The sequence below is a fragment of the Streptomyces sp. NBC_01465 genome, assembly GCF_036227325.1.
GTDB lineage: Bacteria > Actinomycetota > Actinomycetes > Streptomycetales > Streptomycetaceae > Streptomyces.
In genome coordinates this window covers 5,866,592-5,889,831 of record NZ_CP109467.1, presented here as the reverse complement: position 1 = coordinate 5,889,831, position 23,240 = coordinate 5,866,592, and the positions used below count along the sequence as shown (strand labels likewise).

Annotated in this window: 24 protein-coding genes; 17 read left to right on the top strand and 7 right to left on the bottom strand. The window is 69.9% G+C overall.

The genetic code is table 11. The annotated features are described in order from the left end of the window. Positions 1 to 64: 64 nt before the first annotated feature. Both OG707_RS27860 and OG707_RS27855 read left to right on the top strand, forming a co-directional pair. A complete protein-coding gene (locus OG707_RS27860; protein WP_329123011.1) occupies positions 65 to 736 on the top strand; it encodes an HAD family hydrolase in 672 nt (223 codons plus the stop codon). A gap of 9 nt (positions 737 to 745) precedes the next feature. Then, positions 746 to 1,480 carry a Clp protease N-terminal domain-containing protein gene (locus tag OG707_RS27855; protein WP_329123008.1) on the top strand — a complete coding sequence of 245 codons (735 nt, stop codon included), beginning with the start codon at positions 746 to 748 and terminating at the stop codon, positions 1,478 to 1,480. Between the two features lie 46 nt (positions 1,481 to 1,526). Here OG707_RS27855 and OG707_RS27850 read toward each other — a convergent pair whose 3' ends face one another. Beyond that, a complete protein-coding gene (locus tag OG707_RS27850; protein ID WP_329123007.1) occupies positions 1,527 to 2,936 on the bottom strand; it encodes a cation:dicarboxylate symporter family transporter in 1,410 nt (469 codons plus the stop codon). A gap of 74 nt (positions 2,937 to 3,010) precedes the next feature. Here OG707_RS27850 and OG707_RS27845 point away from each other — a divergent pair, with 74 nt between their 5' ends. The 7 genes from OG707_RS27845 to OG707_RS27815 all read left to right on the top strand — a co-directional run bounded on the left by OG707_RS27845 (position 3,011) and on the right by OG707_RS27815 (position 10,132). Next, entirely contained in the window at positions 3,011 to 4,579 is a 1,569-nt protein-coding gene (locus tag OG707_RS27845; RefSeq protein ID WP_329128001.1) for a sensor histidine kinase, read from the top strand. Further along, positions 4,576 to 5,277, top strand: coding sequence for a response regulator (locus OG707_RS27840; protein WP_329123005.1), 702 nt, complete (start codon positions 4,576 to 4,578; stop codon positions 5,275 to 5,277). The genes OG707_RS27845 and OG707_RS27840 overlap by 4 nt, the downstream gene beginning before the upstream one ends. Positions 5,278 to 5,387: 110 nt before the next feature. Then, positions 5,388 to 6,752: an extracellular solute-binding protein gene (locus OG707_RS27835; protein WP_329123003.1), complete on the top strand. Its 1,365-nt coding sequence runs from the start codon at positions 5,388 to 5,390 to the stop codon at positions 6,750 to 6,752. A 241-nt stretch (positions 6,753 to 6,993) separates the two neighbouring features. Next, positions 6,994 to 7,854, top strand: a complete 861-nt coding sequence (locus tag OG707_RS27830) for a carbohydrate ABC transporter permease (RefSeq protein ID WP_443071502.1) — start codon at positions 6,994 to 6,996, stop codon at positions 7,852 to 7,854. 7 nt (positions 7,855 to 7,861) lie between these two features. Beyond that, the gene (locus OG707_RS27825; protein ID WP_329122999.1) at positions 7,862 to 8,740 is read left to right on the top strand and encodes a carbohydrate ABC transporter permease; all 879 of its coding nucleotides are present in this window, start codon (positions 7,862 to 7,864) and stop codon (positions 8,738 to 8,740) included. Between the two features lie 99 nt (positions 8,741 to 8,839). Next, a complete protein-coding gene (locus OG707_RS27820) occupies positions 8,840 to 9,520 on the top strand; it encodes a helix-turn-helix domain-containing protein (RefSeq protein WP_329122997.1) in 681 nt (226 codons plus the stop codon). A gap of 45 nt (positions 9,521 to 9,565) precedes the next feature. Next, the gene (locus OG707_RS27815; RefSeq protein WP_329122995.1) at positions 9,566 to 10,132 is read left to right on the top strand and encodes a 3'-5' exonuclease; all 567 of its coding nucleotides are present in this window, start codon (positions 9,566 to 9,568) and stop codon (positions 10,130 to 10,132) included. Here OG707_RS27815 and OG707_RS27810 read toward each other — a convergent pair. Continuing rightward, positions 10,129 to 10,788 carry a hypothetical protein gene (locus OG707_RS27810; RefSeq protein ID WP_329122993.1) on the bottom strand — a complete coding sequence of 220 codons (660 nt, stop codon included), beginning with the start codon at positions 10,786 to 10,788 and terminating at the stop codon, positions 10,129 to 10,131. The two genes, OG707_RS27815 and OG707_RS27810, sit on opposite strands and share 4 nt — an antisense overlap. A 150-nt stretch (positions 10,789 to 10,938) precedes the next feature. Here OG707_RS27810 and OG707_RS27805 point away from each other — a divergent pair, with 150 nt between their 5' ends. Further along, positions 10,939 to 11,931: a sensor histidine kinase gene (locus tag OG707_RS27805; protein ID WP_329122991.1), complete on the top strand. Its 993-nt coding sequence runs from the start codon at positions 10,939 to 10,941 to the stop codon at positions 11,929 to 11,931. Positions 11,932 to 11,935: 4 nt separating this feature from the next. Next, positions 11,936 to 12,589 (top strand): response regulator transcription factor, encoded by a 654-nt coding sequence (locus OG707_RS27800; protein ID WP_329122988.1) that lies wholly within the window; start codon positions 11,936 to 11,938, stop codon positions 12,587 to 12,589. On the opposite strand, the gene OG707_RS27795 is transcribed toward OG707_RS27800, so the two are convergent. Then, positions 12,586 to 13,011, bottom strand: coding sequence for a MarR family winged helix-turn-helix transcriptional regulator (locus tag OG707_RS27795; protein WP_329122986.1), 426 nt, complete (start codon positions 13,009 to 13,011; stop codon positions 12,586 to 12,588). The genes OG707_RS27800 and OG707_RS27795 overlap by 4 nt on opposite strands. A 30-nt stretch (positions 13,012 to 13,041) precedes the next feature. Between OG707_RS27795 and OG707_RS27790 the strand changes: the two genes are divergently transcribed. After that, complete coding sequence (locus OG707_RS27790; RefSeq protein ID WP_329122984.1) at positions 13,042 to 14,367, top strand: FUSC family protein; 1,326 nt, start codon at positions 13,042 to 13,044, stop codon at positions 14,365 to 14,367. A gap of 1 nt (position 14,368) precedes the next feature. On the opposite strand, the gene OG707_RS27785 is transcribed toward OG707_RS27790, so the two are convergent. Next, a complete protein-coding gene (locus tag OG707_RS27785; protein WP_329122982.1) occupies positions 14,369 to 14,872 on the bottom strand; it encodes a putative immunity protein in 504 nt (167 codons plus the stop codon). A 217-nt stretch (positions 14,873 to 15,089) separates the two neighbouring features. Here OG707_RS27785 and OG707_RS27780 point away from each other — a divergent pair, with 217 nt between their 5' ends. Both OG707_RS27780 and OG707_RS27775 read left to right on the top strand, forming a co-directional pair. Beyond that, complete coding sequence (locus OG707_RS27780; protein WP_329122981.1) at positions 15,090 to 15,713, top strand: RraA family protein; 624 nt, start codon at positions 15,090 to 15,092, stop codon at positions 15,711 to 15,713. A 24-nt stretch (positions 15,714 to 15,737) separates the two neighbouring features. Beyond that, positions 15,738 to 16,070 carry a hypothetical protein gene (locus OG707_RS27775; RefSeq protein ID WP_329122979.1) on the top strand — a complete coding sequence of 111 codons (333 nt, stop codon included), beginning with the start codon at positions 15,738 to 15,740 and terminating at the stop codon, positions 16,068 to 16,070. Positions 16,071 to 16,130: 60 nt separating this feature from the next. Here the strand turns inward: OG707_RS27775 and OG707_RS27770 are convergent, their stop codons facing one another. Further along, positions 16,131 to 16,544: a DUF5997 family protein gene (locus tag OG707_RS27770; RefSeq protein ID WP_329122976.1), complete on the bottom strand. Its 414-nt coding sequence runs from the start codon at positions 16,542 to 16,544 to the stop codon at positions 16,131 to 16,133. 70 nt (positions 16,545 to 16,614) lie between these two features. Between OG707_RS27770 and OG707_RS27765 the strand changes: the two genes are divergently transcribed. Then, a complete protein-coding gene (locus tag OG707_RS27765; protein ID WP_329122975.1) occupies positions 16,615 to 17,385 on the top strand; it encodes a LysR family substrate-binding domain-containing protein in 771 nt (256 codons plus the stop codon). Between the two features lie 90 nt (positions 17,386 to 17,475). On the opposite strand, the gene OG707_RS27760 is transcribed toward OG707_RS27765, so the two are convergent. Continuing rightward, on the bottom strand, positions 17,476 to 18,414 hold the full coding sequence (locus tag OG707_RS27760; protein WP_329122974.1) for a helix-turn-helix transcriptional regulator: 939 nt from the start codon (positions 18,412 to 18,414) through the stop codon (positions 17,476 to 17,478). 199 nt (positions 18,415 to 18,613) lie between these two features. Further along, positions 18,614 to 19,639, bottom strand: a complete 1,026-nt coding sequence (locus tag OG707_RS27755) for an ATP-dependent 6-phosphofructokinase (protein WP_329122973.1) — start codon at positions 19,637 to 19,639, stop codon at positions 18,614 to 18,616. Between the two features lie 263 nt (positions 19,640 to 19,902). Between OG707_RS27755 and pta the strand changes: the two genes are divergently transcribed. Both pta and OG707_RS27745 read left to right on the top strand, forming a co-directional pair. Then, positions 19,903 to 21,996, top strand: a complete 2,094-nt coding sequence (pta, locus tag OG707_RS27750) for a phosphate acetyltransferase (protein WP_329122972.1) — start codon at positions 19,903 to 19,905, stop codon at positions 21,994 to 21,996. Then, positions 21,993 to 23,180 (top strand): acetate kinase, encoded by a 1,188-nt coding sequence (locus tag OG707_RS27745; protein ID WP_329122970.1) that lies wholly within the window; start codon positions 21,993 to 21,995, stop codon positions 23,178 to 23,180. Before pta ends, OG707_RS27745 begins: the two co-directional genes overlap by 4 nt. Positions 23,181 to 23,240: the final 60 nt, after the last annotated feature.

Genomic DNA, 23,240 nt, shown 5'->3' with positions numbered 1-23,240 from the left:
TCCCCGCTCGAGTCCCAAGGGATGTTAATGCACAGGTAAATCGCGAGGCCGGGACAATGGTCCGGTGAACAGTGAGAACAGACACGTGCTCTTCGACGTCGACGGCACCCTGATCGACGCCCTCGACAACCAGCGCCTCATCTGGGCGACCTGGGCCGCCCGCCACGGCCTCGACCCCGTCGCGGTCTACCAGGAGGCGCTGCGCACACGGCCGCTGGAGACCTTCGCCGCCGTCGCACCCGCGCTCGACCCGGAGCGGTGCCTCACCGAGTTCCATGCCCTGGAGGACGAGGACGTCCGCACCGGTACGTACTCCGCCTTCGAGGGCGCAGCCGAGCTCCTGCACGCACTGCCCGCCGACTCCTGGGCACTGGTCACCTCCAACTACGAGCACCGGGTCCGCGGCCGCTTCGCCCGTACGGGACTGCCGGTGCCCGAGGTGATCGTGGACGCCGCCGGGGTGAGCGAGGGGAAGCCGTCGCCGGTGCCGTATCTGCTGGCAGCCGAGCGGCTGGGCGCCGCGCCCGGGGACTGCCTGGTCGTCGAGGACGCACCTTCCGGGGTCAGGGCGGGGCTGGCCGCCGGAATGACCGTGTGGAACGTGAACACAGCCCGGTCCGTCGAGGGTGCGCACCGGCATTTCGCGTCCCTGCGGGAGGCGGCCCCCGCGATCCTCGCGTACGCCGGCCGGACAACCGTCAACCAAGGGTTGACGATGGAGGCACCGTCAACCTAACGTTGACGCATGGCGAATCCAGACCGTCCGACGACCACCACCGTCCGCCTCGACGACCTCATCGAGGCCATCAAAAAGGTCCACACCGACGCCCTCGACCAGCTCTCCGACGCCGTCATCGCCGCCGACCACCTCGGCGACGTGGCGGACCACCTGATCGGCCACTTCGTCGACCAGGCCCGCCGCTCCGGCGCCTCCTGGACCGACATCGGCAGGAGCATGGGGGTCACCAAGCAGGCCGCCCAGAAGCGATTCGTACCGAAGGACGTCAGCGGCGCCGAGGGCATGGACCCCAGCCAGGGATTCGGCCGGTTCACCGAACGGGCGCGCAACGTCGTCATGGCCTCGCACAACGAGGCCAAGGCGGCCGGCCACGCCCAGATGGTGCCCGCCCACCTCGTCCTGGGGCTGCTGGCCGAGCCCGAGGGCCTCGCGGCGGTCGCGATCCGCACGCAGGGGGTGGCGCTCGACTCCGTACGCCAGGCGGCGACCGCCGCACTGCCGGCCGCCGTCCCGGCCGAGGAGGTGCCGGAGCTCATTCCGTACGACGCCTCCGCGAAGAAGGCCCTGGAGCTCACCTTCCGGGAGGCCCTGCGCCTGGGCCACAACTACATCGGGACCGAGCACATCCTGCTCGCCCTCCTCGAACAGGAGGACGGCGAGGGCCCGTTGGCCGAGGTCGGCATCGACAAGGGCGCGGTCGAGGCGAAGCTCGTGGAGATGCTCTCGCAGATCCAGCTCTGACCCTGGGCGTGGGCGGTACGGAACGGATCCGTACCGCCCACACAGATCAAGCCCGCTCGTCCGCCAACTCCTTCTCCCCGCCCGGCCGTTGCTCGGGCACCGCGGCCACCCCCTCGTCCGTCAGCATCTTCTCGTCGAACGGCAGCCGCCCCGCCAGGACCTCCTCGACGCGTTCCTTGTCGATCTCCTTGGTCCACGTCCCGACGAGGACCGTGGCCACCGCGTTCCCCGCGAAGTTCGTCATCGCGCGCGCCTCGCTCATGAAGCGGTCGATGCCCACGATCAGACCGACGCCGTCGACCAACTCCGGTCGGTGCGACTGGAGTCCGCCCGCCAGCGTCGCGAGCCCCGCACCCGTCACACCCGCCGCGCCCTTCGACGCGACGAACATGAACAGCAGCAGCGAGATCTGCTCGCCCCCGCTCAGCGGCTTGTCGAGCGCGTTCGCCACAAAGATCGACGCCATCGTCAGATAGATCATCGTGCCGTCGAGATTGAACGAGTACCCCGTCGGCACCGTGATCCCGGCCACCGGCCTGCTCACACCCAGGTGTTCCATCTTCGCGATCAGCCGCGGCAGCGCCGACTCCGACGACGAGGTCGAGAGAATCAGCAGGAATTCACGGCTCAGATACTTCAGCAGCCGGAAGATGTTGAGCCCGGTGAAGACCCGCAGCAGCGCCCCCAGCACCACGAAGATGAACAGCGCACAGGTGATGTAGAAGCCCACCATGATCACGGCGAGCGCCTTGAGCGCATCCACACCGGTCTCGCCGACCACCGCCGCCATCGCCCCGAACGCCCCCAGCGGAGCCGCCCACATGATCATGGCGAGGATGCGGAAGACCAGCCGCTGGATGTGCTCGACACCCTTGAGTACGGGTGCCCCCACAGGGCCCAGCGCCTGCAGCGCGAAGCCGGCCAGCAGCGCGATCAGCAGCGTCTGCAGCACCTGGCCCTCGGTGAAGGCCGAGACCATGGTGGTCGGGATGATCCCGAGGAGGAAGTCCACGGTCGACTCGCTCGCACCCGCGGCCTGCTTGGCCCCGGCGCTCCTGGCCGCCTCCGTCAGATGCAGTCCGGCCCCCGGCTCCAGCAGATTGCCGACGAGCAGCCCGATCGCGAGCGCCACCACCGACATGATCAGGAAGTAGCCGAGCGCGAGCCCGCCGACGGCCCCGACCTTCGCCGCTTTGCGGACCGAGCCGACGCCCAGCACGATCGTGCAGAAGATGATCGGCGAGATCATCATCTTGATCAGGTTCACGAACCCCGTGCCGATCGGCTTGAGTTCGACGGCCACACCGGGGGCGGCGAACCCCACGATGATGCCGAGCACGACCGCGCCGATCACGGCCAGATACAGATAGTGCGTACGGTCCCGCCTGGTGGGGGCCACGTTGCCCTCCCTCTCGTCCACTGCTCCACGTCCCGATGGATCCCCGCGACTATCCATCGGCCTGTGACCCCCGTCACCCTTCCGTGCATTTCGTTCACCGCTTTTCCGCCAGGCACACTCTCCCCATGCGCATACCCGTCCCCCGCCCCGGACCCCGCTCCCTGGCGGGCCAGCTCTTCGCGATGCAGGTCGTGCTGGTGACGGTGCTCGTCGCGGGCTGCGCTCTCTTCTCGTACATCACCGACAACCGCCAGGCCCAGGACGCGGCCCGCCGCCAGGCGACGGCGGTCGCGCAGGCGGTCGCGCTGTCGCCCTCGGTGCAGGAGGCGGCGCTCGGTCCGGACCCCACTGCCGCTCTCCAGCGGTACGCCGAAACCGTCCGCAAGTCCACGGGCGTCGCCTTCGTCACGATCATGGACCGGCACGGCATCCGCTGGACCCACCCCGATCCGGACGAGATCGGCGCCCGCTACCTCGGCCACATCGGCGCCGCCCTGCGCGGCGAGACGTACTCCGAGACGTACACCGGCACCCTGGGCTCGTCGGTCCGCGTCGTCACCCCCATCCACGACGGCACCCGCATCACCGGCCTGGTCAGTGCGGGCATCACCGTCAAGAGGATCGACGCGCAGATCCGGCAGCAGGTGGGAATGCTGCTCTGGTTCGCGAGCGGCGCTCTCGCACTGGGCGGGCTCGGTACGTACGTCATCAACGCCCGTCTGCGCCGCCACACCCACGGCATGAACGCCGCCGAGCTGAGCAGGATGCACGACTACCACCAGGCAGCCCTGCACGCCGTACGCGAAGGCCTCCTCATGCTCGACAGCCGCCGCCGGATCGCCCTCATCAACGACGGCGGCCGCGAACTCCTCGGCCTGGGTGCGGACGCCGTCGGCCGCAGCGCCGCCGACCTCGGACTGCCCGCCCCGCTCACCGGCGCGCTCCTCTCCTCCGAGCCGCGCGTCGACGAGCTGCACCTGACCGCGGACCGGGTCGTGGTCGTCAACACCCGCCCCGTACGCGGCGGAGAGCAGCGCGGCACGGTCGTCACCCTCCGCGATCACACCGAACTCCAGGCGCTCAGCGGTGAGTTGGACTCCGAACGCGACTTCACCCAGGCCCTGCGCTCCCAGGCGCACGAAGCAGCCAACCGCCTCCACACCGTCGTCTCCCTGATCGAGCTCGACCGCACCCAGGAGGCCGTCGACTTCGCCACGGCGGAGCTCGAACTGGCCCAGACCCTCACGGACCGCGTGGTCGGCGCGGTCGCCGAACCGGTCCTGGCCGCCCTCCTCCTGGGCAAGGCGGCCCAGGCCAACGAACGCGGCGTGGAGCTGGTCCTCGCCGACGACAGCGACATCAAGGAGGGCCTGCTGCCGCCCCGCGACCTGGTCACCCTCCTCGGCAACCTCATCGACAACGCCCTCGACGCCGCCCAGGGAAGCGAGGGCGCCCGCGTCACGGTCACCGTGCGCGCGGCCCACCGCGAACTCCTCCTGCGCGTCACCGACACCGGCCCCGGCGTGCCGCCGTCCGAGGCCGAGGAGATCTTCCGGCCGGGCTGGTCGACCCGGGGCGAGGGCCGGGGTCTGGGCCTCGCCCTCGTACGCCAGACCGCCCACCGCAACGGCGGCCAAGTGACGGTCAGCGGCAGCGAGTTCACCGTCACCCTCCCCCTCGCGAAAGAGGCCCGAGCATGAGCACGGCCATCCGCGTCCTCGTCATCGAGGACGACCCCGTCGCCGCCGACGCCCACACCCTCTACGTCAACCGCGTCCCCGGCTTCACCGTCACCGCGACCACCCACTCGCGCGCCGAGGCCGTCCGCGCCCTGGACCGCGCGACCGCCGAAGGCGCCCCCGTCGACCTGCTCCTCCTCGACCTGCACCTCCCCGACGGACACGGCCTGCACCTGGTCCGCTCGCTGCGCGCCGCAGGGCACCGGGCGGACGTCATCGCGGTCACCTCCGCCCGCGATCTGGCGGTCGTACGCGAAGGGGTCTCCCTCGGCGTGATCCAGTACGTCCTGAAGCCCTTCACCTTCCCGACCCTGCGCGACCGCCTCGTGCGCTACGCCGAGTTCCGTACCGCCTCCGAGTCCGGCGAGGCCAGCGGCCAGGAGGAGGTCGACCGGGCGCTCGCGACACTCCGCGCACCCCAACCCGCCGTCCTGCCCAAGGGGTTGAGCGCACCCACGCTGGAGTCGGTGATCCAGACCCTGCGCCGCAGCCCGGACGGCACCACCGCGACCGAGGCCGCCGCCACCATCGGCATCTCGCGGATCACCGCACGCCGCTACCTGGAACACCTGGTGGACACGGGGCGGGCCGCCCGCGCACCGCAGTACGGACAGATCGGCCGCCCGGAGCTCCAGTACCGCTGGACGACCCGCCCGTAGCGGAACCGATAACAACGTTGTCATGCACGGGGATTGACCTTGTTTTGAACACCGCCTTAGGTTCACACGGCAGCCCACCCAGGCTTTTTGTGCCAGAGGAGGTCGTGCCCGTGCGCCCCACCGCTCCGCTGATCCTCGCCGCCGCAGCCACCGTGATCGCCGCAGGTTCGCTCACTGCCTGCAGCAGTGGTTCCGGCTCCAGCCCCGACACCGTGAAGATCGCCTACCAGCGCTCGACCAACAACAAAGTCCTCGTCATGGACAACTATCTCGAGGCCGTGAAGAAGGACTTCGAGAAGGCCAACCCGGGCAAAAAGGTCAAGCTCATCCCGATCCAGGCCGACGAGAACGCGTACTACACCAAGATCCAGCAGATGATGCGCTCCTCGAAGACCGCACCGGACCTGGTCTACGAGGACACCTTCCTCATCAACTCCGACATCAAGAGCGGGTACCTGGCCCCCATCGACAAGTACCTTGCCAAGTGGCCGAGTTGGGACCAGTTCCTGCCGACCGCCAAGACGGCGGCCAAGGCGCAGGACGGCAAGACGTACGGTGTGCCGGACGGCACCGACACCCGCGGCATCTGGTTCAACAAGGACATCTTCAAGAAGGCCGGCCTGCCCACCGACTGGCAGCCCAAGTCCTGGGCGGAGATCCTCGACGCGGCCCGCACGATCAAGCAGAAGGTCCCGGGCACGATCCCCCTCAACATCTACACCGGCAAGGGCCCGGGCGAAGCGGCCGTGATGCAGGGCTTCGAGATGCTGCTGTACGGAACCGGGGCCGACCCGCTCTACGACACCGCCTCCAGCAAGTGGGTCGCGGGCGGCCAGGGGTTCAAGGACTCGCTCTCCTTCGTGAACACGGTCTTCTCCGAGAAGCTGGGCCCGCAGCAGTCCGACGCCCTCGACCCGAACGTCGGCACCCAGGTCCAGACGGACTGGCTCCCCAACGGCAAGCTGGCCATCGACATCGACGGCTCCTGGATGGGCAACCAGTGGCTGCCCACGGGCGGCAAGCCCTGGCCCGAGTGGTCGACGGTGCTCGGCCAGACCGCGATGCCGACGCAGAACGGCCAGGCGCCGGGCAAGGTCTCGATGTCGGGCGGCTGGATCTACTCCATCCCCGCCAAGTCCAAGAACCAGGACCTGGCCTGGAAGATGATCGAGACGCTGCAGACCAAGCAGAACGCGGTGAAGTGGACCATCCAGGGGGCGCAGATCGCGGTCCGCAAGGACGTGGCGGCGGACCCGGACTACCTCAAGTCGAGCCCGGGAGTGGACTTCTTCACGGGCCTGGTCCAGTACACGCACTACCGCCCCGCACTCCCCGTCTATCCGCAGATCTCGACGGCGATCGGCGAGGCGATGGAGGCCGTGACCACGGGTGACGCCAAACCGGACGCCGCGGCGAAGACGTACGACGACTCGCTGAAGACGATCGCCGGCGACGCAGTCGTGAACAAGGGCTGAGGCAAGGGATGCCACACGCTCTTGGTGGCCCCGCACCCTCCGGGCACGCACTCCCGCACGCGCACGGCGCACACCGCGCCGTGCGCGTGGCCGGAGGCCTGCGCGTGAAGGCCCGCGTACACGCGGGCACGCGGCCCCGAGCTGCCTCGCGCCCGCACGCCCCTGGGTCCGGCCCCAGCCCCGGCCGAACACGCCCCGCACCACTGACCCCACCCACCCGAGGTGAAGCCTCGTGAGCACCCTGCGCCGAGCCGGCCGCTTCGGCTGGCTGCCCCTGACCCCGGCCGTCGTCCTGCTCCTGGTCTTCCTGGCCGGCCCCATCGGCTACTGCGTGTACATCGCGTTCACCAACATGCAGCTCACGGGGTCCTCGTCCACCGACTTCGTCGGCTTCGCCAACTTCCGCCGCGCCTTCGCCGACCCGGTGTTCCGCAACGCGGTCTGGCTCACCCTCGTCTTCACCGTCATCTCCTCCCTCGTCGGCCAGAACTCCCTGGGCCTGCTCCTGGCCACCCTGATGCGCCGCGCCTCCAAGCCCGTCCGTACGCTCACCGGCGCGTTCGTCATCGCCGCCTGGGTGCTCCCGGAGATCGTCGCGGCCTTCCTCCTGTACGCCTTCTTCCGCCGCGAGGGCACCCTCAACGGCATCCTGGACTGGCTCCATCTCCCGTCCCAGAACTGGCTGTACACGCTCCCGATCATCGCGGTCTCCTTCGCCAACGTCTGGCGCGGCACCGCGTTCTCGATGCTGATCTACTCGGCCGCTCTCGGCGAGATCCCGCAGGACATCACGGAGGCGGCCGAGGTCGACGGCGCGAGCGGCCTGCGCCGCTTCTGGCACATCACGCTTCCGATGATCCGCCGCTCGATCGCCACCAACCTGATGCTCAACACCCTCCAGACCCTCTCGGTCTTCGGCCTGATCTGGGCGATGACGCGGGGCGGCCCGGGAAACCGCAGCGAGACGCTCCCGGTCTTCATGTACGACCAGGCCTTCAACAAGTCCCTGATCGGCTACGGAACGGCAGTCGCCCTGCTCCTGCTCCTGATCAGCTCCCTGTTCTCGGTCGTCTACCTGCGCCTGCTGAAGACGGAGGTCTGAACCGACGATGACCGCTCCCCTCAAGCCCCTCAAGCCCGCCAAGCCCCTCAACCCGCTCAAGAACCGCCGCACAGCCGAACGCCTCGCCACCGACCTCGCCCTCCTGGTCCTGGCCACCGCCTTCGCGCTCCCCCTGGTCTGGCTGGTCCTGTCCTCGATCGACCCGGTGGCAGGCCTGCGCGTCCACCTCCCCGACAAGCCGACCCTCGACAACTTCTCCGGAGTGCTCACGGAGGAGATCACGTTCCGCCCGATGCTCAACAGCCTGATCCTCTGCGGCGGAGCGACGGCCCTCACGGTGGCGGCATCGGCCCTCGCCGCGTACCCGCTCTCCCGCTACCGCTCCCGCTTCAACCGCCCCTTCCTCCTCACTGTCCTCTTCACCACCTGCCTCCCCATCACGGCGATCATGGTCCCGGTCTACGGCCTGTTCGTTCAGACGAACCTCATCGACACGACGTACGGCACGGCGCTCTTCCTCTCCACCTCCCAACTCCCCTTCGGGATATGGCTGATGAAGAACTTCATGGACGGCGTCCCGATGGTCCTGGAGGAGGCGGCGCGCACGGACGGCGCGACAGGAATGCAGACGCTGATCCGCATCGTGCTCCCGCTGATGGGCCCGGGCGTCACCGTCGTCACGATCTTCAGCTTCATCATGATGTGGGGAAACTTCTTCGTCCCCTTCATGCTCCTGCTGACCCCCGAGCAGCTTCCCGCCTCGGTCTCCATCTTCAACTTCTTCGGCAACCGCACGGGCCAGGTGGCGTTCGGCGAGCTGGCGGCCTTCTCGATGATCTACTCGACGCCGGTGGTCCTGCTGTACGTCCTGATCGCACGCCGCCTGGGAAGCGGCTTCGCACTGGGCGGCGCGGTCAAGGGATAGGAGCCAAAGGGAACGAGACGTTCCTGCCCGTACGTTCCTCCAAAGCCCGAACCCTGTCGGAACGCACCGTATGCGCACCCCCACTCCCACCCCTACGGTGTGCCCGTGCAACACGAGAGCCCACCCTTCGACGCCCCCGCCGCGCGCCGCCTGCGCGAGGCGCTGGGCATGGCCCCCGGTCACGTCGCCTACGGCCTGCGCGCCCAGTACGGACTCCAGGTCACCCCGGACACGGTGGCGGCCTGGGAACGAGGCCTGCTCTCGCCCACTTCACGCGAACTGACCGCGCTGGCAGGGGTGTTGTGGTGCTCACTGGGCGACCTGCTGATCTCCGCGACGACCCTGCGCGAACACCGCCTGGCGCAGGGCCTCGCCCCGGAGGACCTCGCGCGCCGGATCGGCATGGACGTCTCCGCGTATCTGCGCATGGAGGAGTCGGGCCGCTGGCGCGGCAACGAACGCCAGTCGACGGCACTGGCCGAGACGCTCGGCCTGACCCCCGCCACGTTCCTGACGGCGACGGGCCGGGACGACGAACTGGCGGACCTGCTGCGCAACGCGGTCACCACGCGCTGGCAGGCCTACGTACGCCCGACGGCCAAGCTCCTCGCGCTCCCGCGCCAGCACCTCGAGGACGTACTGGAACAGCTCCACTCCGACTACCAGGCGCAGATGGTGCAGACACTGAGCTGGGGCCAGACGTCGCCGGCGGCGGGTGACGGGGGCCGGGCGTTCCTGGACGGGATCGTGCCACGCTTCTGGGAGCTGACGCGGGCGTAGTAAATCGGTATGCCCAGCAGCACCGCGTTCCTACGCTTACACCTCATGAACGCTGACGAGCACCTCCTCAACGTGGTCGACGTAGAAGCGACCTGCTGGGAGGGAGTCCCGCCACCCGGCGAGGTCAGCGAGATCATCGAGATCGGCCTCACCGTGGTCGACCTGCGCGCGGGCGAACGCCTCGCCAAGCACCGCCTGCTGGTACGTCCGGCCCGCTCGAAGGTGAGCCCGTTCTGTACGGAACTGACAAGCCTCACGCAGGCCGAGGTGGACGGCGGCGTGACCTTCACGGAAGCCTGCAGAAGACTCGCGACAGAACACCGAACACACCAGCTTCCCTGGGCCAGTTGGGGCGACTACGACCGCAACCAGTTCACACGCCAGTGCCGGAGCACGGGCACGGAGTACCCCTTCACCGGCCGCCACACCAACGCGAAGATCCCCTTCACCGCCTCCTACGGCCTGCGCCGTCGCCCGGGAATGGCGCAGGCGCTCACCGCGGCCGGCCTCCCGCTGGAGGGCCGCCACCACCGGGGCGACGACGATGCGTGGAACATCGCCGCCCTGGTGCTGGATCTCGCCGGCCGCGGCGACTGGCCCGCCGCCGGCTAGGGGGTGTTGTTCTCGGGCGGGCAACCGGGCATCGGCGGCGGCTCCACGGCCGCACCCCGGGGATCCGGCAGCTCGACATGCCGGACGGTGTAACCCCTGCCCGACACATAGGAGTTGAACGGGGCGGGAGCCGCGTCGTTCTGGGTGCAGCGCGCATCGACGACGCCCCAGGAGAAGCCCATCCGGTCGTACCGGTGACCCCGGGGGTCGGAGTAGACGCTGAACGACTTCCGCGTGCCCACGGGTTCGGGCCCGTCGACGATCGTTCCCGACACGACGGCCACGGGCCCGCCCGTCATCACGTAGTCGACCTTGACGGTCCCCCACCAACCGTCCTTGCTGCCGGGACTCTTGGGGTGGAAATACCGCACGGTTCCGTGCCCGAGGCGGGTGAAGACCACCTTCCCGTCGACCACCCGGTACGGCGCCCCGTACGCATCGAAGATGAACCGCCGCATCGGGTTGTCCGGATCGGCTCCGAATCTGACCCAGGCGTCGCCGGACACATGAGCCTCCTTCGGCGCGGCGGCCACCGCGTCCACTGCACCCTGCGGTGCAGCCGCCAGGGCGCTGCCGCCCGCCCCCAGCAGCGTGCTCCCGACGGCCGCCAGTGCGGCGGCCCCGACCATGAACTTCCGTACGCTCTGCACAACCATCTCTGTCTCCTCAGTCCGTGTGCCCTCAGCCTCCGTCGAACCCCCGGACCCCCACCATCGGCCGATCGGCAGACCTTCACCGCCCTGCCCGCCGCACCTCTGCCGATCGGCAGAGATCCCCGTCCGCCGCACCCGCATAGGCTCAACTCCATGAGGATCAAGGAGCGTTACGTCACCGCGATCGGCCCCGTGACGGCGGCCGCCGGAGTCCTGGTGACGGCCGGCTCGTTCCTGACGGAGGGCGAGTCGCTCACGCTCGCGGTCTCGGTGGTCGTCCTGCTGGCCCTGCTGGCCGCCACGGTCCGCCACGCACGGCGCCCCCTCGTACCCGCCCTCGTCGCCGGGGCCGCCGTGGCCCTCTGGACGCTGCCGCTCCTGCCGTCCGCGTCGATGGTGGAGCGTGCGGGCCTGGCCGGCTTCTGGCTGGTGCCCGCGCTCGTCGCGGCGACCATGGGCGGCTACCCGCGCCTGACGGAGACCCGCAGGCACCGCGCCGTGCACGAGGCCCGCCTGGCCCAGCAGCTCGAACTGGCCCACGACCTCCACGACTTCGTCGCCCACGACATCACCGGCATCGTGGTCCAGGCCCAAGCAGCCCGCTATGTGGCCGCCACGGACCCGGCGGCCGCGGCAGCCGCCCTGGAGCGGATCGAGCGCGCGGGCCTGGCCGCCCTGGAGTCGATCGACCGTACGGTACGCATGCTCCACCCGGACGCCGCCCACGCGCGCGACGCGCTCCCCAGCCTCAGCGAACTCACCGCCCTGGTAAGGGACTTCAACACTTCGAGCCCCATCACAACCACCCTCGACATAGCCCCCGGTGTCCCCGAGTCGCTCTCCCGCGAGGCAGCGGCAACAGCCCACCGCATCACCGTGGAAGCACTGACGAACATCCGCCGCCACGCCCCGGCGGCCACCACGGCAACGATCACCCTCACCCACTCCGGCGACCGGACCGCCGTGGAGCTCCGCATTCACAACAACAACACCGGCAGCGGCACTCGCCCGCTCCCCCGCCGCGACCACGGCGGGCGGGGCCTCCTGGCCCTCACCGAACGCGTACGGGCGGCGGGCGGAACCCTCACCGCGGGCCGCGATCAGGACGGTTGGCAGGTCACGGCCACGCTCCCCACGGCATCATGATCCGGTGACCACCCGCATCCTGATCGCCGACGACCAAGAGGACATACGCCACGGCTTCCGGCTGATCCTCGACTCCCAGCCCGACATGACGGTGATCGGGGAGGCGGCCGACGGCGCGACGGCGGTCGACCTGGCCCGCACGCTCCACCCCGACGTCGTACTGACCGACATCCGGATGCCGCGCATGGACGGCCTGGAGGTGACCCGCCTCCTCGCGGGCCCCGAGGCCGAACACCCCACCAGGGTCGTGGTGGTGACGACCTTCGACCTCGACGAGTACGTCCACACGGCCCTGCACAGCGGCGCATGCGGATTCCTGCTGAAGCGCTCGGGACCGGGACTGCTGATCGAGGGCGTACGGGCGGCAATGGCCGGAGACACCCTGATCAGCCCGCAGATCACGGTGCGCCTGCTCAGCAAGCTGGCCGAAACCCCGCAGCGGAGCCTGCGCCAGGACCCCCTCACGGACCGCGAACGCGAAATCGCCCGCCTGGTGGCCCGAGGCCTGACGAACGCCGAAATCGGCGCCGACCTCTTCATCTCACCGGGTACGGCAAAGACCCACATCGCCAACATCCAGGCCAAGCTGGAGGTGCGCAACAGGGTCGGCATAGCGGCCTGGGCGTGGGAAACGGGCCTGGCGACACCGCACGCCTAACCAGCGCTCTCGGCGATCCGCTCCATCAACGCCCCGGCCAGCCGCAGCACTTCACGCTCGGTCTCGCTCAGCCCGGCGATGGCTCCCTCCAGCCAGGCGTCACGCGCAGCCATGTCACCCACGAGAACGACGAGCCCGTCCCTGGTGAGCTCGAGCAGCACCCGCCGCCGGTCGCGCTCACTGGGAGACCGGACGATCAGCCCGTCCCGCTCGAGCTCGGCGAAGATCCGGGTGAGGGACTGCGGCTGCTGATGCTCCGCGGCGGCGATGTCGCCGGGCGTGGAGGGCCCGTGCCGGTGGAGATGCCCGAGCACACCGACCTTGCCCACGCTCAGCGCATCGGCGGGCCGCTCGGCGCGGAGGCGCCGGGCGAGGCGGATGGCACCGCGACGGATGGTAGGGGCGGGACTCTCACTATCCATTTCACTAAGCTATCACTTACGATACCCACCATGAAATGGCGTCCAGGGCGACCAAACTCCTACGCACTGCGTACGACAGCAACCAGCACAGCAGCCATGCTCCTCACCTTCGCCACGGCGGTGCTCCTGGGCCTGAAGTCCTCCGAAGTGGTGCTCGCGGTGGTCCTGGCGACATCCCTGTCCCGCAGACCGCAGAAGGCGACGAACGCACTGGCGCTCCCCTTCATAGCGGCGGCCGCGGCCGGCATAGGCACCCTGATGGCGTCACACCCCACACTGGGAGACGCGCTCTTCACGGTGTGCGTGGCCCTGTCGGTCCGCTACCGCCGCTACGGCGCACTGGTCGCGATGGCGTTCGTGGCGGTCCTGATCACCCCGGCGGACGCGGCCGCCCCGGGCTGGTCGGCACTGATAGCGCTGATCGCGTTCGCGTGGGTGGCACTGACCCAATTCATAGCCGTACGAACACACTTCACCACCCCAGCCCCCACGCAACACCCGCAACCCACGCCCTCGCCCCGCGCAGGCACCCGCATGGCGCTCCAGATGGCGGCGGCGCTGGCCACGGCATTCGCGCTGGGCCGCATCCTCTACCCCGACCACTGGCCCTGGACGGTCCTGACGACCTTCATCGTGTGCAGCGGGAACCGCGGCCGCGAGGACGTGGTCCACAAGAGCGCACTGCGCATCGCAGGCGCAGCGGCGGGAACGGTGGCGGCAACAGCCCTGGCGGGAGCATTCGCCCCGCACAACAGCGCCTCAATAGCAGTACTCCTGGCGGTACTTGCCACCTCCACCTGGCTCCGCACGTACAGCTACGCCTACTGGGCGGCGGGCGTGACGGCCGCGCTCTCACTCCTCTACGGCTACTACGGCCAGACGGACTTCTCCCTCCTCTCGACCCGCCTGACGGAGATAGCGCTGGGGGCGGCGATCGGCATAGTGGCGTCTTGGTGCATCCTCCCGATCCGCACGACGGACGTGGCCCGCAAACGCACGGCGGAGGCGCTCCACGCCCTACGAGACAAGGACGCGGCCGCCTTCACCCACGCGCTGTCCCGCCTGAACGAGATAACCCCACCCCTGAACCTGCACCGCCGCCTGACCCGCCACCGCCGAGGCGAAACCCCGCACGCGGCAGACGCAATGGACGCCATACGCCAACGAGACGCAAAGCGGGCCCGCGAGATCCTGGCAGCAATCTCCTCGGCGAAGGCCGGTGGTGATGGCCGCCACCACGGCCTCAAGCACCGAGGCGGCTGGACCGTCGTCCGCGACGACACCAGCGGCCAGACCCACTGGACGGCACCCACCGGGCACACCTACACCAACACCCCCGATACCTGGACCGAATAACTCACCCCTCGAAGACCGACCAGCAGATCTCATTCCGCAACCGCTGGTCGTCCAGGACAAGTTCACGAATCGCATCCGGGAGCTGTTCGCGCTGCCACCGGCATTCGCTCCTTCCCGCGCTCTCATCCTCCGCCGCGCGCACGGCCTTGATCGCATAGGCCGCAGCGCCAAGCTCGTGCGCGGCAACGTGCGCGACCACCGCCGCCTGGCCGGCGGCGTAGGCAGCGTGCCGTGCGGCCCCGCTCAACTCCCGCGCCGCAGCCATGGCATGACCACCCGCGGCCCGGGACTCGGACATCCGAATCTCCCCGCGCACCCACGCCCGAACCTGCTCGATCGCCTCACGGGGCCGCCGGTCCAACGGCTCCACCGCCTCAAAGAAATGCACAACATGCTCCGCACACACGGCAGCCCACAGCGCCAGGAGCCGATGATCGGAGTCCGTGAGCGTCCCCCCACGGCGAATGGTGATGAAACGGGGATCGCGAACTCTCGGCAGGATCATGACGCCTCTCTCCTTCTTGCCAGATTCTGTGCGCCAAGGCGCGATACGGCGCGCAACCCGGCCTGCCGACGCGGATCGCCCCCGCACCCCACCGGACAGTAGAGGTGGCCCTCCACCCACCCGCACCCGGCCACGAAACCCGGTGCCATCACCACCGGACAGCAGCCGAGGAGATCTCCACGCCGGAGAAGGCCCGGCACATGATGGGATGACGAACATGACGACTCCCACCCGATTCCAGGGCATCTCCCCGACCACCCTCGCCGACCTCCTCGGCCGCGAACAGGTCATGGACATCGGCATCCGCCCGCTCTGGCCCACGGTCCCGCGCGTCGCAGGCCCCGCGTTCACCGTGCGGTGCGCTCCCGGCGACAACCTCATGCTGCACGCGGCCATCCACCGCGCGGAGCCCGGCGCGGTCATCGTCGTCGAGTCGGGCGACCTGGACTACGCACTCGCCGGCGGAAACGTCTGCGCCGTCGCCCAGCGCCGGGGCATCGCAGCGTTCGTGGTCGACGGTCTGATCCGGGACCTGGCAGAGGTACGCGAAACAGGCTTCCCGGTCTTCGCCAGGGGCGTCATCCCCATCCCCGGCACCAAGGCCGCGGTCGAACCCCTCAACGTCCCGGTCCGCTGCGGCGGCGTAACGGTGAACCCCCGCGACATCGTCGTGGCCGACGAGGAGGGCATCGTGGTCGTCCCCGCCACCCGCCAGGAGCAGACACTCCTGGACGCCCAGGCGAAGGAGGCCAAGGAGGCGGCCGAGTCACTGAACGCATGGGAGGCGGCGCACCGCGCCCGCATCGACAAGATCCTCGCCGAGAAGGGCTTCACCGGCTGAGCGCCCACGCATAGCGTCACGCTCATGGCTTCCCACCAACCCCCCGACTTACCGAACCTCCCGCAGAACGCCGCCCTCCTGGCCTCACGCCACGCCCTGCGCATCGCCTACGGCGTCCCGGTCCTGGCCCGAGAGGGCATCGCAGCAGCGGTCGCCCTGGGAACGTCCACCCTGCTCGTACGCTTGCCGACCCTGCCCCCGCACCTCAGGACGGGCCAACCGTCACCGCCCTTGACGGAGCACGGCTGGCTGTCGGTCGACCCCTGGCAGTCCGGCCTGCCGACCGCCGAGGGAATCAGCCAGCTCTCCGGAGTCCTCGGCCAAGCACTCGCCAGGGTTGCCTACTTGGACACCTGACGGTGCACGGCGGCCCCGTCAGGCCCCGCCCGACTGCGGCCGCGTCGGCTCCTCGGCCGGTCAGCGGTCCTCGTCGTCCCGGTCCGCGCGCTTCGCCGCCTTCTCCGCCTGCATCTCCTTGATGCGGACCGTCTCCTTGCGGACCTCGGCCTGCGTCTCGCGCTCCTTCTGGAGCCACTCCGGGGACTCCGTCTTCAGCGCCTCGATCTGCTCCGTGGTCAGCGCGTCGGTGACTCCGCCGCGGGCGAGGCCCGAGATCGAGATGCCGAGCTTCGCCGCGACCACCGGGCGGGGGTGCGGGCCGTTGGCGCGGAGGTCCTGCAGCCACTGGGGCGGGTCGGTCTGCAGCGTGTTCAGCTCGCTGCGCGAGACGACACCCTCCTGGAATTCTGCGGGGGTGGCCTCGAGGTACACACCCAGCTTCTTGGCCGCCGTGGCGGGCTTCATGGTCTGGGTGCTCTGGTGCGACGTCATGGTTCCAGGGTATCGATCGCGTGCGCGACCGCTGACCATGATCGCGGGCCCCGGCCGGTAGCCTGGCCAGGTGACAGGCTCGGAAGCATCTCCCTCTCCCTCGTTCCGGCTCGCTTACGTGCCCGGAGTGACCCCCACCAAATGGGTCCGGATCTGGAACGAGCGGCTGGCCGACGTCCCCCTCACCCTGTCCCAGGTCACCCCCGCCGAGGCCCCCGGCCTGCTCCGCGAGCTGGGCGCCGATGCCGGTTTCGTACGGCTGCCGATCGACCGTACGGATCTGAGCGCCATCCCCCTCTACACCGAGACGACCGTCGTCGTGATCCCCAAGGACCACGCCGTCGCGGCCGCCGAGGAGGGAGAGGAAGTGTCCACGGGCGACCTGGCCGGCGAGATCGTGCTGCATCCCCTCGACGACGTCCTCGACTGGGAGCAGGCGCAGCTGCCCGGCACGCCCGCCAAGGAGCGCCCTGCCACGACGGCCGACGCGATCGAGCTGGTGGCGGCGGGGGTAGGGGTTCTCCTCGTACCGCAGTCGCTCGCGCGTCTGCACCACCGCAAGGACCTCACGTACCGGACGGTGGCCGGCGAGGACGTCCCCGCGTCGCGCATCGCGCTGGCGTGGCGGGAGGAGGAGACGACGGACCTGGTGGAGGAGTTCATCGGGATCGTCCGCGGCCGTACGGTCAACAGCTCGCGGGGGCGGGGAGCGCCCGCCGCGCAGCCGCAGCCGAAGGCCAAGCGTGCCGAGAAGCCCGCGAGGAAGCCCGCGCCGAAGAAGGCTGCGGGCAAGAACCCCAAGGGTGCGAAAAGCGCGAAGCGCGGCAAGCCCCGCCGGTAAAGCACGCCATGTCGGCCATGCGGATCTCCTCCGGGAGTCGGTGGACGGGCTGGTGGGCGAGGACCCGCCGCGCTGATCAGGACTGGCTGATCAAGACCGTACGAAGCTGAAGAGCTGGCCCTTCGCGTCGCCGGTGCAGCTCAACTGCGTGACCTCCGCCCAGCGTTGGCGCGATCCGTCCCGTACGCCCAGACACAGATCCGTGTGCACGGGCCGCACCCGGTACCCCTGCACCGGCGTTCCGAAGGCCTCGATCCGGAAGGCCTCCGCCGGCCCCCGCTTCCCGCAGTCGCGGTCCTCCAGGGTCGCGGCGACCGCGGTCGAGCCGTCGCGCACGCCCGTGCAACCGGGGCCGTAGTCGGGGTGGTCGGTCGCGATCCGCCAGGTGTCCCCGGGAAGGCGTTCGAGGGAGTACGCCGGGAGCGTCGTCCTGGTGCAGGCCGTCTGGTAGATCCGGCCGCTCTGCTGGCCCAGCTTCTCGGAGAGGCAGAGGCCGGAGTGGAGCAGCTTGAGATGGACGGGGCCGGAGGCGGGCGCGGCGACTTTCGGTTGCGCCTTCGGAGCCTCATTCGGTTCCGTACGGTCGTCCGAGCCCTGCGCCATCAGCACCACCACAACCCCGGCCACCGCCAGCGCGACCACCGCCGCCCCCGCCGCCAGCAGCCCCCGGCGCGGGCGGCGCCGTACGGGCGGGGCGGCCGGGTCGGGCTCCGCCGGAACCTCTGCGTCCGCCGTATCCGCGGGCTCCCGCCGCCCCCGTACCGCCAGCTCCTTCCGTACCGCCAGCCACGCGTCCACCTCGCCGGGCCCGCACCCGCAGGCCCGTACGTACGCCGCCACGAGGTCCTCCCGCGGCAGCGTCCCGCGCGCCAGCATGTTGGCGACCGTGGAGCGCGGCAGTACGTCGCCCTGCGCGTCCGCGCGTGCCGTCAGCTCGCGGTAGGTCAGCCCCGACCACTCCCGCAGTGCCGCCAGCAGGGCAATGAACTCGGCGGGACTGCTCGTGTCCTGCGGATCCGGTGCTCTCACCTGTGACTCCCCCCTCCCCCGGACAGGATTGGGACATGTCCGGGACAAGGGTCAGCCTTGTAGATCCGGGCCGCGGGCTCAAGACTTTTCCCGGGGAACGCATGAGCGGCCCGGATCGTCCTCGGGGGAGACGATCAGGGCCGCTCAGTCGTACAAGAGGGGACCTAGGTCCCGCGTGTCACGCGCCGGAAGCCAGATGTCAGAAGACCGACTCGGCCTCGTACATCCGCTCCTCGGGCACGGTCTTCAGCTCCGTCACCGCGTCCGCGAGCGGCACCATCACGATGTCGGTCCCGCGCAGTGCCGTCATGTTCCCGAAGTCCTGGCGGTGCGCCGCCTCCACCGCGTGCCAGCCGAAGCGCGTCGCGAGCACGCGGTCGTACGCCGTCGGAGTGCCGCCGCGCTGGACGTGGCCCAGGATGACGGGTCGCGCTTCCTTGCCCAGGCGGGTCTCCAGCTCTATGGCCAGCCGCGTCCCGATCCCGGTGAAGCGCTCGTGGCCGAACTGGTCGACGGCGCCCTTCTCGTACGGCATCGAGCCCTCGGCCGGACGCGCGCCTTCCGCGACGCAGACGACCGCGAACTTCTTGCCGCGCGCGAACCGTTCCTCGACCATCTTCACCAGCGAGTCGACCTCGAAGGGCCGCTCGGGCAGGCAGATTCCGTGCGCGCCGCCCGCCATTCCGGACTCCAGCGCGATCCAGCCCGCGTGGCGCCCCATGACCTCGACGACCATGACGCGCTGGTGCGACTCGGCGGTCGTCTTGAGGCGGTCGATGGCCTCCGTCGCGACGCCCACAGCCGTGTCGAAGCCGAAGGTGCGGTCCGTGCCGGAGATGTCGTTGTCGATGGTTTTCGGTACGCCGACCACCGGCATCCCCGCGTCGGAGAGCATCCGGGCCGCGGTGAGCGTGCCCTCGCCGCCGATCGGGATGAGGGCGTCGATGCCGTAGCGCTGCGCCAGCTCGGCGCAGTTCTCGGCGGCCTCGCGCAGCCGGTCGCGCTCCAGTCGGGCCGAGCCGAGGATCGTGCCGCCGCGGGCGAGGATGCCGCTCACGTTGTTGAGGTCGAGGGGGCGGTAGTGGCCGTCGAGCAGCCCCTTGAAACCGTCCTCGAAGCCGATGACCTCGTCCCCGTGCCCGACCAGGGCCCGGTGCACGACAGACCGGATGACGGCGTTGAGGCCTGGGCAGTCGCCGCCCGCGGTGAGAACTCCGATGCGCATCGTGCTGTGTCTCCTGCTCCTACTGGTACATGTGAGCCGTGTCCGATTGTTCCACGCTTGTACGGCTCGCCGCGCTCCCAGCCGTGGCGCACAAGGCCTTCGGACCCTTCTCCCAGGCCGTAGGTCCCGCCATTTCCCGGCGGGCGACGTACCCACGCACGGGGGTATCGTCAACAGGGCATGACCGCCCTAAACGGCGCATTTGCCCCACCTAAATCCTTACGAAAACCCATATACGCGGACTACGAGGACGGAGAGCACGCGTGACGCGCAGCGTGTACGTGACCGGGATCGACCGGGGAGACGGCCGACAGGTCATCGAGCTGGGAGTCATGGAGCTCCTCACCCGTCAGGTGGACCGGGTGGGCGTCTTCCGCCCACTCGTGCACGACGGCCCGGACCGCCTCTTCGATCTGCTCCGCGCCCGCTACCGCCTCGCCCAGGACCCTTCGACCGTCTACGGGCTCGACTATCACGAGGCGTCCACGATCCAGGCCGAGCAGGGCACGGACGAGCTGGTCTCGCGTCTGGTGGACCGGTTCCACCAGGTGGCGCGCGCGTACGAGGTGGTGCTGGTCCTGGGTACGGACTACGCCGGCACCCAGCTCCCCGACGAGCTGGCGCTCAACGCACGCCTGGCGAACGAGTTCGGCGCCTCCGTGATCCCCGTGGTCGGCGGCAAGGGCCAGACGTCGGAGTCCGTACGGGCCGAGACGCGCAACGCGTACCGCGCGTACGAGGCCCTCGGCTGCGACGTCCTCACCATGGTCGTCAACCGGGTCGTCCCCGAGGACCGCGACGAGATCGCCGAGCGCCTGGAGGCCCGTCTGCCGGTGCCCTGCGCGGTGCTCCCCGACGAGCCCGCCCTCTCGGCGCCGACGGTCTCGCAGATCAACCACGCCCTCGGCGGAACGGTTCTGCTCGGCGACGACGCCGGCCTCGCCCGTGACGCGCTGGACTTCGTCTTCGGCGGCGCGATGCTCCCGAAGTTCCTCAGCGCCCTGACCCCCGGCTGCCTCGTCGTCACCCCGGGCGACCGCGCCGACCTGGTCGTCGGCTCGCTCGCCGCGCACAGCGCGGGCACCCCGCCCATCGCGGGCGTCCTCCTCACCCTGGACGAACGCCCCGGCGAGGCGATCCTCAAGCTCGCCGACCGCCTGGCCCCCGGCACCCCGGTCATCGCGGTCTCGGGGGGCTCCTTCCCCACCGCGGCCGAACTCTTCGCGCTGGAAGGGAAGTTGAACGCCGCGACCCCCCGCAAGGCGGAGACGGCGCTCGGTCTCTTCGAGCGGTACGTCGACACGGCCGACCTCCTCGGCCGCCTCTCGGTGGCCCGCAGCGGCCGCGTCACCCCGATGATGTTCGAGCACGAACTCCTGGAGACGGCCCGCGCGGACAAGCGCCGTGTCGTCCTCCCCGAGGGCGCCGAGGACCGCGTCCTGCGCGCCGCCGACGTCCTGCTGCGCCGCGGCGTCTGCGACATCACGCTGCTCGGCGACGTCGACGCCGTACGGAAGAAGGCCGCCGACCTGGGCATCGACCTCTCCGCGGCCGACATCATCGACCCGCAGACCTCCGAACTGCGCCAGCGTTTCGCCGAGGTCTACGCCCAGCTCCGCGCCCACAAGGGCGTCACGGTCGAGCTGGCCTTCGACGTCGTCGCCGACGTCTCGTACTTCGGCACGCTGATGGTCCAGGAGGGCCTGGCCGACGGCATGGTCTCGGGCGCGGTGCACTCCACCGCGGCGACCATCCGCCCCGCCTTCGAGATCATCAAGACGAAGCCGGACGCCTCGATCGTCTCGTCGGTGTTCTTCATGTGCCTGGCCGACAAGGTCCTCGTGTACGGGGACTGCGCGGTCAACCCGGACCCGAACGCCGAGCAGCTCGCGGACATCGCCGTCCAGGCGGCGGCCACCGCGGCCCAGTTCGGCGTGGACCCCCGGATCGCGATGCTCTCGTACTCGACCGGGACCTCGGGTTCGGGCGCGGACGTCGACAAGGTCAGGCAGGCGACGGAGCTGGTGCGCGCCACCCGGCCGGATCTGCGGATCGAGGGCCCGATCCAGTACGACGCCGCCGTGGAGCCCTCCGTCGCGGCCACCAAGATGCCGGAGTCCGAGGTCGCCGGGCAGGCCAGCGTGCTGATCTTCCCGGACCTCAACACCGGCAACAACACCTACAAGGCCGTGCAGCGCTCGGCCGGCGCGGTCGCGGTCGGCCCGGTCCTTCAGGGGCTGCGCAAGCCGGTCAACGACCTCTCGCGCGGCGCACTCGTCCAGGACATCGTCAACACGGTCGCGATCACCGCGATCCAGGCACAGGCGCAGAGCCAGACCGAGGGAGTCACCGCATGACCGCCCCCACCCGCATTCTCGTACTCAACTCGGGCTCCTCCTCGGTGAAGTACCAGCTCATCGACATGGCGGACGGCTCGCGCCTCGCCAGCGGTCTGGTCGAGCGGATCGGCGAGGAGACCTCGCGCGTCAAGCACGGCGACCGCGAGACGAGCGGCCCGATCCCCGACCACGAGGCGGCCCTGAAGGCGGTCTCGGAGGAGCTCGACACGGACGGACTCGGCCTGGACTCCCCGGAGTTGGCGGCCGTCGGCCACCGGGTCGTGCACGGCGGGCTGAAGTTCACCGCGCCGACGCTGATCGACGACGAGGTGCTGGCGGAGATCGAGCGCCTGGTCCCGGTCGCCCCGCTGCACAACCCGGCGAACATCACCGGCATCCGTACCGCCCAGGCACTGCGCCCCGACCTCCCCCAGGTCGCCGTCTTCGACACCGCCTTCCACACCACGATGCCGGAGTACGCGGCCCGTTACGCCATCGACGTCGAGACCGCCGACGCGCACCGCATCCGCCGCTACGGCTTCCACGGCACCTCGCACGCCTACGTGTCCCGGGAGACGGCGAAGCTGCTCGGCAAGGCGCCCGAGGACGTCAACGTCATCGTGCTGCACCTCGGCAACGGCGCCTCCGCCTCGGCGGTCCGCGGCGGCGTCTGCGTGGACACCTCGATGGGGCTGACGCCGCTGGAGGGCCTGGTGATGGGTACGCGGTCCGGGGACATCGACCCGGCCGTGGTCTTCCACCTGTCGCGGGTGGCGGGCATGAGCGTGGACGAGATCGACGTACTGCTCAACAAGAAGAGCGGCATGGTCGGCCTCTGCGGCGACAACGACATGCGGGAGGTGGTGCGGCGGGCGCTCGCGGGCGACGGAGCGGCCCAGCTCGCATTCGGCGTGTACGTCCACCGCCTCAAGAAGTACATCGGCGCTTACTCGGCCGTTCTCGGCCGGGTCGACGCGGTGGCCTTCACTGCGGGCGTCGGCGAGAACTCGGCGCCGGTGCGCGAGGCGGCGATCGACGGTCTGGAGGAGCTGGGATTCGCGGTGGACGCCGATCTCAATTCCGTGCGATCCGACGAACCGCGTCTGATTTCGCCGGATTACGCGCGAGTAGCGGTGGCCGTGGTCCCCACGGACGAAGAACTGGAAATTGCCCAGCAGGTTTACGCCCTGGTTCGTACCTGAAAAGTCAGCTGCCACCTGAGCGCATCCCCGCCCATTTGTACTTTCCACCAGACGGAATAT

Bases quoted from the DNA above. Each gene is read 5' to 3' on its own strand.
- OG707_RS27855 (WP_329123008.1), top strand. From the start codon at position 746: ATGGCGAATCCAGACCGTCCGACGACCACCACCGTCCGCCTCGACGAC.
- OG707_RS27850 (WP_329123007.1), bottom strand. From the start codon at position 2,936: ATGGATAGTCGCGGGGATCCATCGGGACGTGGAGCAGTGGACGAGAGG.
- OG707_RS27840 (WP_329123005.1), top strand. From the start codon at position 4,576: ATGAGCACGGCCATCCGCGTCCTCGTCATCGAGGACGACCCCGTCGCC.
- OG707_RS27825 (WP_329122999.1), top strand. From the start codon at position 7,862: ATGACCGCTCCCCTCAAGCCCCTCAAGCCCGCCAAGCCCCTCAACCCG.
- OG707_RS27815 (WP_329122995.1), top strand. From the start codon at position 9,566: ATGAACGCTGACGAGCACCTCCTCAACGTGGTCGACGTAGAAGCGACC.
- OG707_RS27810 (WP_329122993.1), bottom strand. From the start codon at position 10,788: ATGGTTGTGCAGAGCGTACGGAAGTTCATGGTCGGGGCCGCCGCACTG.
- OG707_RS27805 (WP_329122991.1), top strand. From the start codon at position 10,939: ATGAGGATCAAGGAGCGTTACGTCACCGCGATCGGCCCCGTGACGGCG.
- OG707_RS27795 (WP_329122986.1), bottom strand. From the start codon at position 13,011: ATGGATAGTGAGAGTCCCGCCCCTACCATCCGTCGCGGTGCCATCCGC.
- OG707_RS27790 (WP_329122984.1), top strand. From the start codon at position 13,042: ATGAAATGGCGTCCAGGGCGACCAAACTCCTACGCACTGCGTACGACA.
- OG707_RS27785 (WP_329122982.1), bottom strand. From the start codon at position 14,872: ATGATCCTGCCGAGAGTTCGCGATCCCCGTTTCATCACCATTCGCCGT.
- OG707_RS27780 (WP_329122981.1), top strand. From the start codon at position 15,090: ATGACGACTCCCACCCGATTCCAGGGCATCTCCCCGACCACCCTCGCC.
- OG707_RS27775 (WP_329122979.1), top strand. From the start codon at position 15,738: ATGGCTTCCCACCAACCCCCCGACTTACCGAACCTCCCGCAGAACGCC.
- OG707_RS27770 (WP_329122976.1), bottom strand. From the start codon at position 16,544: ATGACGTCGCACCAGAGCACCCAGACCATGAAGCCCGCCACGGCGGCC.
- OG707_RS27755 (WP_329122973.1), bottom strand. From the start codon at position 19,639: ATGCGCATCGGAGTTCTCACCGCGGGCGGCGACTGCCCAGGCCTCAAC.
- OG707_RS27745 (WP_329122970.1), top strand. From the start codon at position 21,993: ATGACCGCCCCCACCCGCATTCTCGTACTCAACTCGGGCTCCTCCTCG.